Here is a 16342-nt window from a genome sequence, read left to right as displayed (position 1 = left end):
GCAGGCCCGCGGGTGGCTTACGGCGCCTTCACGTCGAACACGACGTTCATGTAGCCGAAGTAGTTGGCCGGCTTGTAGGGGCCCGGCGCGGCGCCCAGCACCACGTCGAGGGTGCGCCCGTTGCCGGCATCCGCCGCGCTGATGAACTCGGTCGGCGTGGTGGCGTTGACGTCGGTGCCACCGATGTTCAGCGTGAGCGGAATGTTCTGGCCCAGGCCGGTGATGGTTGGCGGCGAGGTGAACTTGGCGGTCAGCGGCTCGCTGGATTTCACATACAGGCGTTGCTGAATGCCCAGCAGGTTGCCGTTTTCGTCCAGGCCCATGCGCTGCTCCTGGTTCATCCAGTTGCCTTCGTCACGAATGGTGAAGACCGAGGCCGGGATGTTCGCGGTGACCTTGATCTGGCGGGTGATTGGGTCCGCCGAGGCGAACTGGGTGGCGGCCGCCAGGGCCAGAGGAACCAAAAGGTACTTCTTCATGTGTTGCTCCTATCGTTGAGTGAATGCCGTTTGCTTGGTAGGGCTCGGCGTGCCCTTGATCTCGTAGGGCTGCACCCCATTCACGCCGCGGTCGTGCTCGAACAGCACGGTTTGCTCGGCGGTGAGGGGCAGCACTTGCTCGCCGCCCGGCACCAGGCGGTGCACTTCGGCCATGGCGCAGTCGTAGCCAGAGCTGTCGCAGCGGCGGAATTGGTCCAGCACGGCCGTGGCGTTGCCGGTGTTGCGCAGGCGCAGCACGCCGTCGCGCTTTTCCACCGCCAGCTCGTGCTTGACCGCCGTGGGCCGCACGAACAGCAGCGAGCCAAAGCCGGCCAGCAGCTGCACGCTGCCGCTGAGGGATTGCTCGTAGGCTTGGGTTTCGCCAGCGCTGAGCTGGAAGTCGTCGCCGGTTTCCGGCAGCACCGGGTTGAAGCGCAGGCGGAACAGCCGCTCACGGCTGCGATCACCGGTGAACAACAGCCGCACCGTTTGCATCCCGGCCGCCGGGATGATCAGCCGCGCCGGGCTGACCACCAGCTCGCGCTGGCCACCGGCGTCGGCGTTGTCGAGGGGGATTTCGTCGTAGCTGCCATCGGCCTTGCGGATCAACTCCCAGGCCTGCACCCGCACAAAGGCGGTGCTGTCGCCCTTGTTGTGGATGCGCTTGACGGTCACGTTCTTGTCGGCACGCAGGTAGTCGTTCATCGCCCCTATGGCGATCTGCGGCGCAGCGCTGGCCATGCCTGGCAATAAAGCCAGGGCCAACAGCGCGGCCTTCAGCGGGGTATTCATCGGTGCAGCCTCCCGGTAAACCAGCCGCAACCAGCGCGGCGATGGGGGGCATTTTTCCGGGTTGGCAGGCGGCGCCATGCAGGCACTTTCGCAACGATGGCGCTGAAAAGGCTGCAAATTGTTACAGGGCGGGGAGGTGGGGGTGGATTGAGGGTTTACAGGTTTGGGGCAACCGCTATAATCGGCGCCCTTGGCCGGTATAGCTCAGCTGGTAGAGCAACTGACTTGTAATCAGTAGGTCCCGGGTTCGATTCCTGGTGCCGGCACCACTTTTAGCTCCACTGCATTCCACCGAATGCTCTGGAAGCCCCGAAAACCCGCCCTTTGGCGGGTTTTTTCGTTCCTGGCCCCTCCGACGGGTTCCAAGAAAATCCCCTATCAGCGGGGCGATCTTTGGGGTACAGCGTCTTTGCCACTCGGAGACCGTACCCCTATGCCACGTTTAGCGATCCCCCTCAGCGACCTGCAATGGCGTACCGCCAAACCACGCGAAGGCGCCTAGAAGCTGTACGACGGCGGCGGCATGTACCTCTTTGTGAAACCCAATGGCGTGAAAACCTGGCAACTGCGTTACTTCAAGCCCAATGGCAAGGAAGGCACGCTGATCATCTGCAACTACCCCATCGTGCCGCTGGCCGTCGCCAGGCGTAAACGCGACGAAGCCAAGGCGCTGCTGCTCGACAACCTCGACCCCATGGAAGAGAAGAAAAACGGCAAGGTCGCCGCCCAGCGCGCCGCCCTGCTGTTCGAGACCGTAGCACTGGCATGGCACGCAGAGATGTCCCGGCGCTGGACCGAGGGCCACGCCAAGACCGTGATGAGCCGCCTGCGCACTCACGTATTCCCGCTACTCGGGCAACGGCCCATCGCCGAACTCGACACCCACGACCTGCTGGAAGTCACCCAGCAGCTCAAAGAGCGCGGCACCATGGACGTCGCGCTTCGGGTGCAGAACTACCTGACCACCATCACGCGCGGCGCCAAGCGGGCCCGGCAGATCAACCAGAACCCCGCCCTCGACCTCGCCGGCTCCATCCACGCGCCGCGCACGGTGCACCGCCCTGCCCTCTCACTCAACCGCCTGCCCGAGTTGCTCGAACGCCTCGACAACTACCAAGGCCGCGAACTGACCAAGCTCGCCGTGCTGCTCACGCTGCACGTGTTCGTACGCTCCAGCGAACTGCGCTATGCGCGTTAGCATGAGTTCGACCTGCCGCGCGCCCTGTGGGAAATCCCCGATACCCGCAAACCCATCGACGGCGTGCGCTACTCCACACGCGGCACCAAAATGAGTGGCGATATCCAGATCGTCCCGCTGTCGCCACAAGTGAGTGAGATTCTGGAGCGGCTGCGCAGCATGAACCGCTTTCCGAACTGGTACTGCCCGGTGACCGCAAGTACTGGAAGCCCATCTCGGAAAACACCATCAACCGGGTACTGCGCAACCTTGGCTACGACACTGCGAAAGAGGTATGCGGCCACGGCTTCCGCACCATGGCGTGCAGCGCGCTACTGGAATCAGGCCTGTGGACAGATGCGGCGATCGAACGGCAGATGAGCCACAAGGAGCGCAACCGCGTGCGCGCTGCCTATATCCACAAAGCGGAATTCCTTGAGCAGCGCCGGCTGATCATGGCGTGGTGGAGCAATTACATCGACGCCAACCGCAACGAGCATGTGACGCCGTACGAGTTCGCCCACCCGGCTGGGGATAACATTGCGGCCATGCACCGCCCGAGTGGATCAGTGGACCGGCGATAAGGTCGAGCCGGTGGAGCAACACATATCTCCAAGGTCGGGTCCTTTCAGACAGGGCTGCGAAGCCGCCCTGTCTGAAAGGACCTCACATTAAAAAGCTAAAAGCCAACGCCGATCTGTGGACAACTACTGATGTCCACCGCCGCCTGATTTATCCACAGGCTCAGATTTCAAGGTAATTCAGCGAGTTGACCAAGGTTATCAACAGCAGTAAAACGAAGCTTCACCGTGCTGCCGTTGGCAGCAAATGTGGCCAGAACCTGAAAGGTCACTCCCGGTGAGGGTGGTTCGACCTAAGCACGATTCGCGTCCGGCAGTTCGTGCGGTCACCTACGGGTGATGGAGGCCTACTTGTAAATCAGCCGCTGCGGCAGAGCCTTTTGGTTACTACGCAGCAGCAATCCAACCGCTTGGCCATTTCAGATGCGCCAACTCACCCTTTGCCCGTCTCTTTCACCAGGAAATAGACGGGCGCGCCAAGCACTGCTGCAGCCCACGGATGACGGGGCTTTGCCGCAATCCTCCTCGTGACAATCGGCGTGACAAACGCTGATTTCACCTGCAACAGCGACCTAGGTGATGGTGCCGCAGACCACGGAATGGCCTGCACCTGGCTGACAGCCAGGCACGCCCCGGTCATCGCATCGCTGCCTTCACCCGACTCAGGATCTCGCGGCGCTGGTTTCGTCAGCCAACGCAGCCTCCACCCGCCCACCGGTAACGGTGCTCAGGGGGCCAGATCATGAGATGCCCTAGCTCTTGGAAGTAAGGAGCCGTCAGTCCCGCGTTAGTGGACAAACCCCACAGGCCGCAGGGGCCTTGATCCCTGATAACACTCAACATTCTTGGCGGGACGAAGTGGGACTACCCTAGATCTAACTGCTAAAGGCTATTTCTAAAGCGTTGATTGAACGTCACAGTAAATTTGTGACGGGCAGCTGTGCCGTCCCGAGAACACTGCGCCGGTATTGTTAATTTTCGTAATCGATTCAGTCGGACCCACTGTAGGCTGGAAAATGGATATCAGGCGCGGCCAAGCTGGCTTGCCAATACACCACAGAAACCCTTATATTTCAGCTAGTTACTTAAATTATTGACTTTTTAGATGACACTCGACATTTTGATTGCAAGAAAACTAACTTCATCCACGACTTCATAAAAACAGCACCGGAGGACACCACCATAGTTTTTAAATCGATAGGCCGAGTTACCAATTAGTCATTCCCGTCACAGGCTGCCGCTACCATTGGCTTGTTTGCCGACTAAACAGGGGTTGTAAAATCTTGCAGATTGATGCAGTATCAATGAATAAAGGCTAATAGCCATCACGCTGAGATTAGGGAAGTCGCGATGCCAGGGAAAAAATATCGCCATCTGAATATTTTCTTGAAAAAACCCGAAGTCACCTACAATGGCTTTGCTGATCTTCTCGCTGCGGACAAAGACGTAGTGGGATATGAGACCGCTTCAAACCTTGATCTTAATGGAGTGTTGTACGTAAAGCGTGCAACTGAAAAAAAGCCAAATTGGTCAGACATAGCTGATGAAATTGCAGGACAAACCATTGCGGACATCGGCAACAAATCCAGTTCCGCTGTCCTGTTCATAAGGGTTGATAATGATGTATTTGCAATAGCCTTCGGTTATGGCAGACACTTAGTAGATCTATCATTTTTTGTCCAAGATTTTGGGCTTAAAACAGCATTAAATACTCTTGACCATGAGAGCCTTCGAAGTGTTGACATACATACGCTTGACGATCAGCCTGTGCAGAAAAAGTCACAAGCCACGCGAGACTCAGAAATAAGTGTTTTTGGCATCGATATCTCTAAAGACATTTTGCGAGCGGTCACAGGCACTCCAAAAACTGGCGTCGAATTTAAGAATATATCGGGTGGTGACGCTATGTTTTCTTTCGGGATAGAAATGGAGATAGGCGATCTAACCGATATAGCCAGGACGTTGAAATCTCAATATCAAAAAAATGACTACAAAGCTAACTTTCTATGGGTTGACAACGTCAAAAAAGTCAAGGAAAAGTCTCAAATAGATCATTTTGATGCTATCCTATTGGCAGCCATTAAAGCTCGCGACTCAAATTTAGTTTTAACTTTACCTGAAATTGAAAAATGGGATTCAATCGCAGGGTTCAGCTTTACACGCACAAAATCAAATCAAACGCCCACAATTTCCACCGACCTATACTTGGCTAATGTCGACGCTTCTAAGGTCTCTATCGAATCAATTAAACGGGACCAGCTACACGTTTTTGACATACACGACAACGAGTTTAGTCACTCGATTTACAAATGCATATACTACGAAGTCGCTGAAGCAAACAAAACCACAATAATTTTTGGTGGCACGTGGTATGAAATTGACAACTCGTTCATGGGAAGAACGAATGCAAGCTTGACGCAGATCGCCGTTTCACCTCTTCGATTCCCGCAAATTCATACATGGGAAGAAAGCAATAAATCCAAAATCGAAGCAGAGGGCGACTATAACATCAGAGCAGCTCAAGCGCATAGCTATTACTTACTAGATAAAAAACTTATTAAAAGTAACAAATCAACAAGCTCCGTTGAGCTATGCGACCTGCTCACATCAGCAAAACAGTTTATCCATGTAAAGCATCGAAAAGGTGGTTCAGCCGGATTGAGTCATCTTTTTGCTCAAGACAGTGTCGCTGCAGAAATATTGCTCGGAGACCGTGACTTTAGAAAATCAGCCAGAAAAGTTCTTGGCACGTTCGGTAATGCCGCTCGAGACCTCGTACCAATTGATAATTTTAAGAGTTCGGATTACGAGGTAGTATTTTTAATACTTGGAGATGAGCCAACCACGGTAAAAGATAACTTACCTTTTTTTAGTAAGGTAAATTTAGTGCGCGCCTACGATAATCTTTCCCAGCGTGGTTATACTGTATCCATTTCAGCCGCGTCAAAAATAGAAAAACCTCAGGCCACCCCATGATGTATAAGTAGCCCCTTACACCTCATCAAGCCAACGTGGCTGCCCGGGTAAACACTGTAAACGGTTGCTTGCCTATGAGGGCTACGACGCTGATTATGAGGCGTGATAAGGGGCTGCAAATAAGTCGCAAGCAGCTTGGTCAGCGACCATACTGATGAGAGCAATTGATGCTGGCGCTCCTACACTATTACTTTGGAGAAAGTCTCCTTCGGCGATCGCTCAGCTTGAAGCCCTCAGGTAGTGGCTTAAATAAATCTTCGCTCTGAGGCCATCTTTTTGTCCGGCTTTGGAACGCTCGAAGCGCGTCTATATCTAAAGTTTCCGCAATGATAAAATCATTATCGCCACCACGTACGCGAGCCAACTCTCGCCTATGGGGCTCTTTAAAAGGCGCCCTCACGCGACTACCTCCATACTTTCTGTTGTTAGACAAGGCCCACATTCGCAGAAAAACATGTTCGGCAGTGGCCACTATCGTACGGCTACAGCAGACTGTGAACGTTTGTAGGCATTCGTCAAATGGTGCCGCTCGGAAGGGCACGGCGCCAGCGAGTAAAAACTAAATCAATAAATTAACCCACAACCGGCAGCACAATAGTCAGCCCTAAACCCTTTGCCATCGACAACAGAGACGAGAAATGACATTCCCAATCAAGTTAAATGTAACTATTGAAAGTCACAATGGGAACTACAATAGGTCCATTACCTTGCAGAGCGGGCTAACTGTTTTAATAGGACCTAACGGGAGCGGGAAGACGCATTTACTAAGGGCCCTTAAAAACTCATTACATCCACATATCAAAGGCAAAAAAGTTAGATTTCTCTCTGCGGGCAGAATGGGATTACTTGAGCAGTACAGGTCAGATTTCAACGGTCACCATGGCGGCAATCCGTCATATAATAACGCCCAATTTGGAAGCAAGAGTGATGTTGTTCGCCGACATAACATTGAGACCCTAGAGGGAGATTTTCAAACCCTGTCCGAAAGAGCTGACATACTTATTAAAGTGCAAGAAAGGCTTAGAAAGCTCTTCAAGCGAGACATATTAATAGAATGGGATGGAGGGAGTTTAAAAGTTTCCTTTGCGAGATTAGACGGAGAAGATCAACCATATTCATCTGGAAGAGAAGCTTCCGGATTACTTCACCTAGTTGGGATATTGGCCGCCCTATACGATGATGATGTTGGAGCATTGCTACTCGACGAACCTGAAGTCTCATTACACCCACAACTTCAAGCCTTCTTACTAAATGAAATAATATCGGCGTCTGGTCACCCCTCGGAAGGAAGTTTCAAAAAAACAATTGTAATAGCTACCCACTCAACAGAAATGTTGAGAGTACTAAAGTGCGACGACCTATTATCATTACTATTCTGCCACGACCTCAGCCTCCCACCTGTCCAAGTTGATCCTTCTGCCGAAGAGTTAAAAAATCAAAAACTGAAAACTTTGGTTGCTCGTTTGGGCCAAGAGCACAAGCTTTCACTTTTCTGTCGCAGACCGCTGCTCGTTGAGGGGCCGTCAGATATGCTTCTTTGCAGTTTCATCTCTCAAAAACTGGAACTACATCTAGAGGCTGCTGGCTCTCAGATCTTACCAGTGATCGGCACGGGCCAGATGCCTGTAGTTTCGAAATTCATGAAACTCTTAGGAAAGACGCCAATAGTTTTAGCAGATGCAGATGCTTTCGCTGACGGCTTAGATCTTACAAATTATTTCCTCAAGGACTGCGAAGAGGCTAATCGAAAAGCAACCGGCACTGGAGCTAAGTCGGCCACGCAGCTTGCTACTACTGTGTACAATGATTTCTGCAATCTAGTGATCAGGTCCTGGGATGACATTTCTGCCATCGCAATTAGTCATCCTTATTGGATTAACAGAAAAGACATTGGTGACGCACAAGCAAAAAAACGAGCGTGCTTTTGCTCATTATTTGAAATTGATGACAGCAAGTTAAATGAGCTTAAATCAGGAGCAGAGTGGACCACAATAAAACGTCGAATCGAAGCAATACTCGACCTACTAGAACTGGCGGGATGCTTCATCTTGCGAAAAGGTGCGGTAGAGTCTTATTACAAGCATGCAGATCGACTTACCTCGGAAGGAAAACCAAGCGCTGCCGTTGATGAAATTTCTCACCTCGACACTCTCGGCAGTAAAGATATTTATGAAAACTTCCCTGAAATGGTTAGATGCATTAAGTTTGCGTCTCTGGCTGACCAAATTAGCGAAGCAGAATCATTACGTGACTTACTGTTATCCATTGCAGCACCTGCGATGGCTAAGCTTAATTCCGGCACAACAACACAAGAAATAAAAATCCTCTCAAAAACGATACTCAGAGAAAAGTCTGGGATTTTTGATTTATCCATCGAACATGACAGGCTAGTAGTCAAGCTACAAAGCAAAATTCTTAACGTCAGCGGCTTCCCAATGTACATTAGACGTGGAGATGATGTAATCAAAGTCGTCGAGAGCACATTATGTTAGAATTCAAATTTCTCTTATATTCTCGCATGAGCATCTGAAACAGATTACCTGGTTTATACGCTTAGTGCCTGTCACCATCGATTGTGGTGGCGGGCACTCACAGATCCTACTTAAGCACCGACTATATATCGCTTTATCAGGCGACGCCGTGCAGCTGAACAAGCCAAGAAATCCCGAATTCGATTCCACAGAAAGCCATGACCAGCCAAACGATTTATAGTGACTTTTTGAGATACGCTTAATTTTCCACAGAATTCCAGGCAGCCGGAAATACTACCCCAAGCGGCTGTGACCGTACGTCTGGTGCCACCATGAAACCAACACCATACTGGGGCAACGACCGCCCTAATATCCCTGCCCTTGAATAGGTCTTACCGGTCACTACTACACCACCCCTACAACTCCTCCAACGAAACCACCACACGCTGAGGCACAGCCAAACGCTCACGCACTACCGCGTAGAGCTCCCAATCCTCATCCCTGCCCCCGAGCTCATCAGCCCTCTGGTCACAACCACCCGCAGCATGCAATGCCGGCCCAATAGCCCCCGCCGGACCACCGCCACCCTCATCCAATCACCCCGCCCCGCAACCCAAACCCTACCCCCCCTCCAACCCCACCAAAACCTCCCGCCGCCGCTCCCCCGGCAACCGATAAAACAACACCAACATCCGCGCCAAATCATCCTCATCACAATAGAAATACGCCGCCGGCAACCGCAACACCGCCGCCACCTGCTGCACCGTCGCCGGGTTGGGCACATGCTTGCCCGTCTCATACTGGTTCATCCGCGCGCTCGCCGAAGCCGGCTCGATACCCGCCTCGATGCCCAACCGCTCCTGAGACAACCCCGCGGCCAGCCGCGCTTCCTTGAGCCGTTTACAGAATGTGGTCATTTTCTAGCCGCCAAAAGGCTAAGAGATTCTTAGATTCGGATAAGCTTGGTACTAAGAATTACTTAGCCAATAGTGTATGCCGAGGGGCCTGCCCCCAGGAGAAATGACCGTGAAGGCAAACACCGCCGCCCCGCCACACCACCTGCGCTGCATCGAAGCCGCGGTCATCCAGGCTGCAGAGGCCAATGATGGGCTCGCAATGCTCTTAACCCTGCTGGATGCTGCGCATGACCAAACCGCCAGCCTGGAGCAGGTGCGCTGTTTGCTCGAACCGTTGCAGCGCAAGCTAGCGGTTGCTCTGGAGCAGTTGGAGGGGTGGCGGTGATTGGCTGTTCTGCCGGGTTGCCGCCGCGCATTGGGCATTATTGGGGGGCAGCGTAACCCGGCGGCTTTTGGTTTAAGGGCAACGGTAGCCCCAGGTGGGGTAAATCTGTGTTTTGGCATTCAGCGCATGGCTTCGGGCCGCTTCGCCCGGCACAGCCATGATGCTGTTCACTTAAGCAATCAAAGCGCTGAATTGAGGGTGAAAGGCCCTGACTTCTCCCGTGGTTTTACCGAGCGCATGGCCTGACTGGCCCATCGCCCGGCACAGCCGGCCTCCCACCAGATATGTGTAAGCCATTGATATAATGGGCAATACACGCCCCCTGAGAGGCCGGCTGTGCCGGGCGATGGGCCAGGCAGGGCATGCACAAAATCAGCCCTATACGACAAAGTGAAATGGCTCAAGTGAACAGCATTACGCCACAACCGCCTCCCACCGCTTGTGCATTGCCCTGAAAACCGAGCACCACACAAATCTGGTGGGAGGCACCTGAACAACTACACAAAGCGACTAACAACCCACAGCCCTAAATCACCACCCCCGTAGGCACATACTCCCACTCCCTGGCATTACTGATCCGCCCATCCTGCGGCTCGAGCACCTTCAGTTCCCCACGCGGGTCGATGAACAGGTTTACCGCGTGCCCGCCGTGGTCGTTGACGCCGCGCAGCAGGCCGATGGCGTAGGGCAGGTCTTCCTTGGCGAAGTACGCATGCTTACTGGCCTCGGCCTTGTACACGTAGGAAAAGTCTTCACAGTCGAACACCTCTGGCTTGTAGGTGAACCGCCGCAGGCCAGACTCTTCATAAATTGCGCGGGCCCGTGTGTAGGTCACCGCAGCGCAGTGGCGGTCGTCGCGCAGGTCGGCGTGGGCGAGGCTGGCGTTCGGCCAGGTGGCCTTGAGCAGCGCGGGGATTTTCTCGCGCACCACATAGAATTTGTGCAGCGAGAACTCCAGTGCCGCCTCACTGGCGGAGAACTTCAGCCAGTTCCAGCCATCAGCGCCGGCCGCCAGGTACAGGGGGGTGTCTTCGTTGTTCCAGTACAGCGCGAACCTCGGCAGCTCGCCCGCCTCCTGGCGCTGGAGCCGGGCGATCAGCTTGGTGTGGGGGTGGTGGGGCCACTTGCTCGCGCCGAAGAAGGCCCATTCATTTTCTTTGCCATGGCCATTGGCGTACATCGCCCAGCTTTGCCCGTCGACGGTCAGGCTGAGGGTGCCGCGGGTATCGGTCGGGTTGCCGGTAAAGCGGAAGGTGATCGGGTAAACCGCTTGGTAGTACTCCTCGTACTGCGCCATGAAAGCCCACCCCCAGGTTGCCTTGGCGCCCTTGTGCAGGCACAGCACGCGGCCGTGCTGGTCTTTCAGCACGTAGGCATCCGAGCTGCTGAGGTCGCGCACGCGCAAGGCACGGCTGAGGACCATGGCGGTGTCTTGCGGCAACGGCTCGGGCGCGGGTGGGTCGTGCTCTTCAGGTGAACGCTGGGGTGGCGGGGGTATTTGCTGGGCGGCCAGTTGGTCCCATGGCGGAGTGGCTTCAGGGCCGATGTAGTTCAGTTTCATGTGCATTCCTTTGCAGCGGCTGGCGGGGTGCCAGCTGGAATGCGCGAGGGTGGCCGAGGGGCGTGGTGGCGGCAACCCGCAGGGTTTCCCTGAGGCCAAGCCTGCCGTTCTCCATATGTAACAAAGTCGCTACACTGCCGGCACAAAAACAAGCCCCACCCGTTGCCGGAGCCCCCCTATGGTTGAATGGTCCGCCCTCGCCCTTTCTATCGCCGCGCTTTTTTCCTTGGCGTTCTACGTTAAATGGAGCAGCCCCAAGGCTGAAAAGCGCCGGCACAAAAAACGCTTGAAGCAAATCCCGGCGTTCGACCGCGGCAAGGTGATCTTCCATGAGCACTACCCACGCTTCAGCTACGGCCCCGGCAGCTATGGGCTGCCAGCGGTGCGCGAGTTTGGGGATGGCACCACCTTGGTGATTGGCAACTATTGCTCCATCGCCGAAGAAGTGTTGATCGTGCTGGGCGGCCACCACCGTACCGATTGGGTGAGCACCTACCCCTTCCCCTCGCACCTGAGCGAGGCGGCGCACATTGCCGATGCCAGCCAGTCCCGCGGCGATGTGCTGATCGGCCACGACGTGTGGCTGTGTTCGCGCTGCACCATTTTGAGTGGCGTCACGGTGGGTAATGGGGCGGTGGTGGCGGCGGGGGCGGTGGTAACGCGCAACGTACCGCCGTACGCGATCGTGGCGGGCAACCCGGCGCGGGTGATTGGCTGGCGCTTCGACGAGGCGGTGCGGGCTGAGGTGCTGGCGGCAGAATGGTGGCTGTGGCCACGCGAGGAAGTGGCGGCGGTGGTCGGGCTGCTGTGCAGCGACAACATCGGGGCATTTTTGAACCATGCCCGGGCCCGGGCGGGCGCGGCCGTTGCGGCCTGACACCGGGCAAAGCCCCTCCCGGCAACCGAGAGGGGCCCGCAATCGCCAGCATCAGAAGATGCTGATCGGGTACTCCACGAACGCGCGCACTTCGTTGCCGTCGGTGTTGTAGTCGCTGGCGTTGTTCGACACGCGCAGCCACGAGCCACGCAGGCGCAGCTTGAGGTCTTTGGCCGGGCCGCTTTGTACGACGTACTGCAGCTGGTTGAAGATCTCGCGCTCGGTGCCTTCGCCGTCGTTGGTGCGGATGTTGTCGCCGCGCACGTAGGCCACGCGGTAGGTCAGGCCGGGCACGCCGTACTGGGTGAAGTCCAGGCCGTAGGCCAGCTGCCAGGAGCGCTCGTCTTCGGCGTTGAAGTCCGACCAGTAGGAGTTGGCCAGGAAGATCGTGCTGCCGCCGTCGCCCACGCCGCCGGCGTTGCGGTACCAGCCGTACTGGTAACCGGTGCTGCCGCTGCTGCGCTGGTGCGCCAGGGTGAACGAGTGCGCGCCGAAGGCGTAGGTGGCCGCCAGGCTCCAGATCTTGTTGTCCTGGCCGGTGCCGAGCTGGTCAGCGTAGCTTTGGTCCAGGTGGGTGCGGTAGCCGTTGAAGTCGAAGGTCAGCGACTGGCTGTTCTGCAGCGGCAGCACGTAGGTGGCGCCCAGGTACTGCTTCTTCAGGCGGTCTTGTACGTCGGAGGCGTACAGCGAGGCGCTGAGGTTGTCAGTGAACTTGTAGCTGCCGCCCAGCACGTCGATCTGCTTGAGGTCGCCGCTGTCGGGGTTTTCGGCGCTTTTGCGGGCTTCGCGGGTGAAGTGGCCGGCGTTCAGCTCAAGGCCGGCGATCTCCTTGGAGGTGATCATGGTGCCGGTGAAGCTTTCAGGCAGCAGGCGCGAGTCGTCGTGGTTCAGTACCGGCAGGGTGGGCATCATGTCGCCGTACTTGAGCACGGTGTTCGACACGCGGAATTTCACCGCGGCGCCGGCGCGGGCGATGTCGCCGGCGGCGTTGCCGCTATCGCCCTGCTTGAAGAAGTCGATGCCGGGGGCCCCAGAACGGCCCTTGCCGCCGTCCAGGCGCAGGGCGTACAGGCCGAAGGCGTCAACGCCCACGCCCACGGTGCCTTGGGTAAAGCCAGAGCTGAAGTGGCTGATGAAGCCCTGGCCCCATTCGGCTTTGTCTTGCTTGTGCTGGTAGTCACGGCTGATGTACGCGTTGCGCAGCAGCAGGTCGAGGTGGCTGTCTTCGACGAAACCTTTGGCGTCGGATTGGTCGCTGGCCATGGCCTGGCCGGCGGCGAGTACGCTCAGGGCGGTCAGGCCCAGACGGAATTTCAACATCACTGTTTTCCTTATTGGCAGTTATCAGCGCGTGCGGCCTTGCCCAAAACACAAAAGGCCCGCCAGTGGAGATACTTAGCGGGCCTTCGTAGGCTGGGCAGTGGCGACGGTGAGCTCCCCCCACACGCGCAGGGGCGGCATGCTAGCCAGCAGGTACTAACGTGTCAATTTGGAGATGTGCGCGGGCCACCCGCGAAAACAGCGCAACGGCAAGAGGCATCCTGCCTGCCGTATCAGAAGGGATTTTGTATCAGGGTTTGAAAACACCTAGCAGCGCTTCGAGTTCGGCATCGCTGAACAGCCCGCTGGGGTAGCGGTCGGCCATCAGGCTGCGGGGGTCTTTATGGTCGAACGGTACTGCGCCCTTGGCCTTGAACCACTGGGCCAGCAGTTGCAGCGATACGGCATCAGGTTTGGGCTGAAACGAGCCACTGGATACATTCATGGTGGTCACTCCCGGTAAAACGAGCGGTCAAGCTATCCGATGTTTATGACAAATCCGCGATATCGTTTCGCAATGTAATAGCCTGCTCAACAATACAAAACCTGTGCCAGCCACGCCCCCGGGTAAGCGCGCCGTTACCTGAAAGCCGCCCCTAAGGGCGGCTGGTTGGCCTTACGCGGCCGGTTGCTGCTGGGTCAGGCAGTGGATGTTGCCGCCGCCGAGCAGCAGCTCGCGGCCGGGCACCATCACCACCTGGTGCTGCGGGAACAACTGCTCTAGCAAGGCTTTCGCTTCGCTGTCGAGGGGGTCATCGAAGCTCGGCGCGATGATCCCGCCATTGACGATCAGGAAGTTCACGTATGAGCCGGCGAGGCGCGCGGAGGGGTTGCGCTCTTGGGTACCAGCCACCAGGTCGACCCCGTCGCATTCTTCCTGGGTGGCATACAGCGGCCCGGGGATGGGCATTTTGTGCACTATGAAGGGGCGGCCCTTGGCGTCGCGGCTGCTTTCGAGCACCTTCAGGGCGGCTTGGCAGCGTTCGTAGTTGGGGCTTTTCGGATCATCTGTCCAGGCCAGTAACACTTCGCCCGGGCGGACGAAACAGCAGAAGTTATCCACATGGCCATTGGTTTCGTCGTTGTACAGCCCCTCGGGCAGCCAAACGATTGTGCTCACGGCCAAGTGCTCGCGCAGCACCGCTTCGATCTGCTCACGGTTCAGGTGCGGGTTGCGGTTGTGGTTCAGCAGGCACTCTTCGGTAGTGACCAGGGTGCCCTCGCCGTCTACATGGATAGACCCACCCTCGAGCACGAAGCCCTCGGTGCGGTAGCGGTCGCAGTGCTCGAGTTCGAGGATTTTCTGCGCCACTTCGTCGTCACGCTGCCAGGGGCTGTACAGCCCGCCCTCGAAGCCGCCCCAGGCGTTGAACGCCCAATCCACGCCGCGCACCTGGCCGTTGCCGTCGATCACGAAGGTCGGCCCGGTGTCGCGCACCCAGGCGTCGTCGTTACTGATTTCGACCACGCGGATGTTCGGCGCGTCGAGCCGCGCCCGGGCGTTGCTGAACTGCGCGGCAGACACCGCCACGGTCACCGGCTCGAAGCGGGCGATGGCCTTGGCCAGCGCCACATGGGCGGCCTGCACCGGCTTGCCGCCCAGGCGCCAGTTGTCGGGGCGCTCGGGCCAGACCATCCAGGTCTGGCTGTGGGGCGCCCATTCGGCGGGCATGTGGAAGCCGTCGGCGCGTGGGGTGGTGGTCAGGGTTGCCATGGTGATTACGACTCCAGAGAACCATCAAGGGTTTTGACCGGGCCATACAGGTTGGGCCGGCGGTCGCGGAAGCTGCCCCAGGCGGCGCGAGTGTGCTCGAGCCGGTCGAGGTCAAAGGTGTGCACCAGTATGCCTTCTTCGGCCTCGCCGAGGGCCTGCACCTTGGCGCCGAACTGATCGGCAATGAACGAAGAACCATAGAAGGTGATCGCGTAGCCGTCTTGTTCTTCGCGGCCGATGCGGTTGCTGGCCACCAGCGGCATCAGGTTGGCGCCGGCATGGCCTTGCTGCACGCGCTGCCAGTGGTCGCGGGAGCTGATGGTGGGGTCGTGCGGCTCGCTGCCGATGGCGGTGGGGTAGAACAGCACCTCGGCGCCCAGCAGCGCCATGCTGCGCGCGCACTCGGGGAACCACTGGTCCCAGCAGATGCCCACGCCGATTTTCGCGTAGCGGGTTTGCCACACCTTAAAGCCCGTGTCGCCGGGGTTGAAGTAGTACTTCTCGTGGTAGCCGGGGCCGTCGGGGATGTGGCTTTTCCGATAAGTGCCGAGGTTCTGCCCGTCGGCGTCGATGATCGCGACGCTGTTGAAGCGGGCCCGGCCGGCCAGCTCGTAGAAGCTGATCGGCAGCACCACTTGCAGCTCACGGGCCACCTGCTGGAAATGTGCGATGGCGGCGTTGGCCTCCACCGCGGTGGCCAGTTGCAGGTAATCCGGGTTGGGCTTCTGGCAGAAGTACGGCGCCTCGAACAGCTCCTGGATCAAGATGATCTGCGCGCCCTCGGCGGCGGCGGCGCGAACCAGTTTTTCGGCGCGGGCGATATTGCCCTGGCGGTCCCAGGTACAGGCCATCTGGGTGGCGGCTACGGTGACGAGGCGGCTCATGATCTCTCCTGATCGGCGGGCAGCAGGTATGAAGAGCCGAATTTATAGCCGATAAAAATCGTATTTAGAAGGGTTTGCAATGGATTTATAGGAAATAAATACTAAATAAAGCAGATTAAAATCGGTTATTTGTGCTGTTGCTAATGGCCTATCGCCCGGCACAGCCGGCCTCCCACGGGTTCTGTGTTGCCTCGTGAATCAATGGCTTGCACAAATCTGGTGGGAGGCCATGGTCCGGCACTCCGGCTGTGCCGGGCGATGGGCCCTG

12 protein-coding genes, 1 tRNA gene and 1 pseudogene are annotated in these 16342 nt (G+C 57.0%); 6 read left to right on the top strand and 8 right to left on the bottom strand.

Annotated elements, in window-relative coordinates; translation table 11 throughout:
• Window positions 1–17 precede the first annotated feature (17 nt).
• Window positions 18–479, bottom strand: coding sequence for a CS1 type fimbrial major subunit (locus ACFZCE_RS08985; protein ID WP_390938108.1), 462 nt, complete (start codon window positions 477–479; stop codon window positions 18–20).
• 9 nt (window positions 480–488) lie between these two features.
• A complete protein-coding gene (locus ACFZCE_RS08980; RefSeq protein ID WP_390938106.1) occupies window positions 489–1271 on the bottom strand; it encodes a molecular chaperone in 783 nt (260 codons plus the stop codon).
• A gap of 193 nt (window positions 1272–1464) precedes the next feature.
• Between ACFZCE_RS08980 and ACFZCE_RS08975 the strand changes: the two genes are divergently transcribed.
• The 4 genes and pseudogenes from ACFZCE_RS08975 to ACFZCE_RS08960 all read left to right on the top strand — a co-directional run bounded on the left by ACFZCE_RS08975 (window position 1465) and on the right by ACFZCE_RS08960 (window position 8497).
• Window positions 1465–1540 (top strand) — tRNA-Thr (locus tag ACFZCE_RS08975).
• Window positions 1541–1704: 164 nt separating this feature from the next.
• Window positions 1705–3032, top strand: a pseudogene (locus ACFZCE_RS08970) (tyrosine-type recombinase/integrase).
• 1347 nt (window positions 3033–4379) lie between these two features.
• Complete coding sequence (locus ACFZCE_RS08965; RefSeq protein WP_390938104.1) at window positions 4380–6005, top strand: TIGR04141 family sporadically distributed protein; 1626 nt, start codon at window positions 4380–4382, stop codon at window positions 6003–6005.
• A gap of 638 nt (window positions 6006–6643) precedes the next feature.
• Complete coding sequence (locus tag ACFZCE_RS08960; protein ID WP_390938102.1) at window positions 6644–8497, top strand: AAA family ATPase; 1854 nt, start codon at window positions 6644–6646, stop codon at window positions 8495–8497.
• A gap of 599 nt (window positions 8498–9096) precedes the next feature.
• Here the strand turns inward: ACFZCE_RS08960 and ACFZCE_RS08955 are convergent.
• On the bottom strand, window positions 9097–9393 hold the full coding sequence (locus ACFZCE_RS08955; protein WP_390938101.1) for a helix-turn-helix domain-containing protein: 297 nt from the start codon (window positions 9391–9393) through the stop codon (window positions 9097–9099).
• Window positions 9394–9502: 109 nt separating this feature from the next.
• Here ACFZCE_RS08955 and ACFZCE_RS08950 point away from each other — a divergent pair, with 109 nt between their 5' ends.
• The gene (locus ACFZCE_RS08950; RefSeq protein WP_390938099.1) at window positions 9503–9718 is read left to right on the top strand and encodes a hypothetical protein; all 216 of its coding nucleotides are present in this window, start codon (window positions 9503–9505) and stop codon (window positions 9716–9718) included.
• A gap of 526 nt (window positions 9719–10244) precedes the next feature.
• Here ACFZCE_RS08950 and ACFZCE_RS08945 read toward each other — a convergent pair.
• A complete protein-coding gene (locus ACFZCE_RS08945) occupies window positions 10245–11279 on the bottom strand; it encodes a lectin MOA-related protein (RefSeq protein WP_390938096.1) in 1035 nt (344 codons plus the stop codon).
• 178 nt (window positions 11280–11457) lie between these two features.
• Here ACFZCE_RS08945 and ACFZCE_RS08940 point away from each other — a divergent pair, with 178 nt between their 5' ends.
• On the top strand, window positions 11458–12156 hold the full coding sequence (locus ACFZCE_RS08940; protein WP_390938094.1) for a DapH/DapD/GlmU-related protein: 699 nt from the start codon (window positions 11458–11460) through the stop codon (window positions 12154–12156).
• Window positions 12157–12207: 51 nt separating this feature from the next.
• Here ACFZCE_RS08940 and ACFZCE_RS08935 read toward each other — a convergent pair whose 3' ends face one another.
• The 4 genes from ACFZCE_RS08935 to aguB form a co-directional block, all read right to left on the bottom strand.
• Window positions 12208–13476 carry an OprD family outer membrane porin gene (locus tag ACFZCE_RS08935; RefSeq protein ID WP_390938092.1) on the bottom strand — a complete coding sequence of 423 codons (1269 nt, stop codon included), beginning with the start codon at window positions 13474–13476 and terminating at the stop codon, window positions 12208–12210.
• A 250-nt stretch (window positions 13477–13726) separates the two neighbouring features.
• Window positions 13727–13921 carry a hypothetical protein gene (locus ACFZCE_RS08930; RefSeq protein ID WP_390938089.1) on the bottom strand — a complete coding sequence of 65 codons (195 nt, stop codon included), beginning with the start codon at window positions 13919–13921 and terminating at the stop codon, window positions 13727–13729.
• Between the two features lie 171 nt (window positions 13922–14092).
• Window positions 14093–15190, bottom strand: a complete 1098-nt coding sequence (gene aguA / locus ACFZCE_RS08925; RefSeq protein WP_390938087.1) for an agmatine deiminase — start codon at window positions 15188–15190, stop codon at window positions 14093–14095.
• Window positions 15191–15195: 5 nt separating this feature from the next.
• Entirely contained in the window at window positions 15196–16074 is an 879-nt protein-coding gene (gene aguB, locus ACFZCE_RS08920; RefSeq protein WP_390938085.1) for an N-carbamoylputrescine amidase, read from the bottom strand.
• Between the last annotated feature and the right edge of the window lie 268 nt (window positions 16075–16342).

The sequence above is a fragment of the Pseudomonas sp. NPDC007930 genome (assembly GCF_042958985.1).
In the GTDB taxonomy this organism is placed as follows: Bacteria; Pseudomonadota; Gammaproteobacteria; order Pseudomonadales; family Pseudomonadaceae; genus Aquipseudomonas.
The sequence above is the reverse complement of the archived record's forward strand: the minus strand, read 5'-3'. Positions and strand labels throughout refer to the sequence as shown.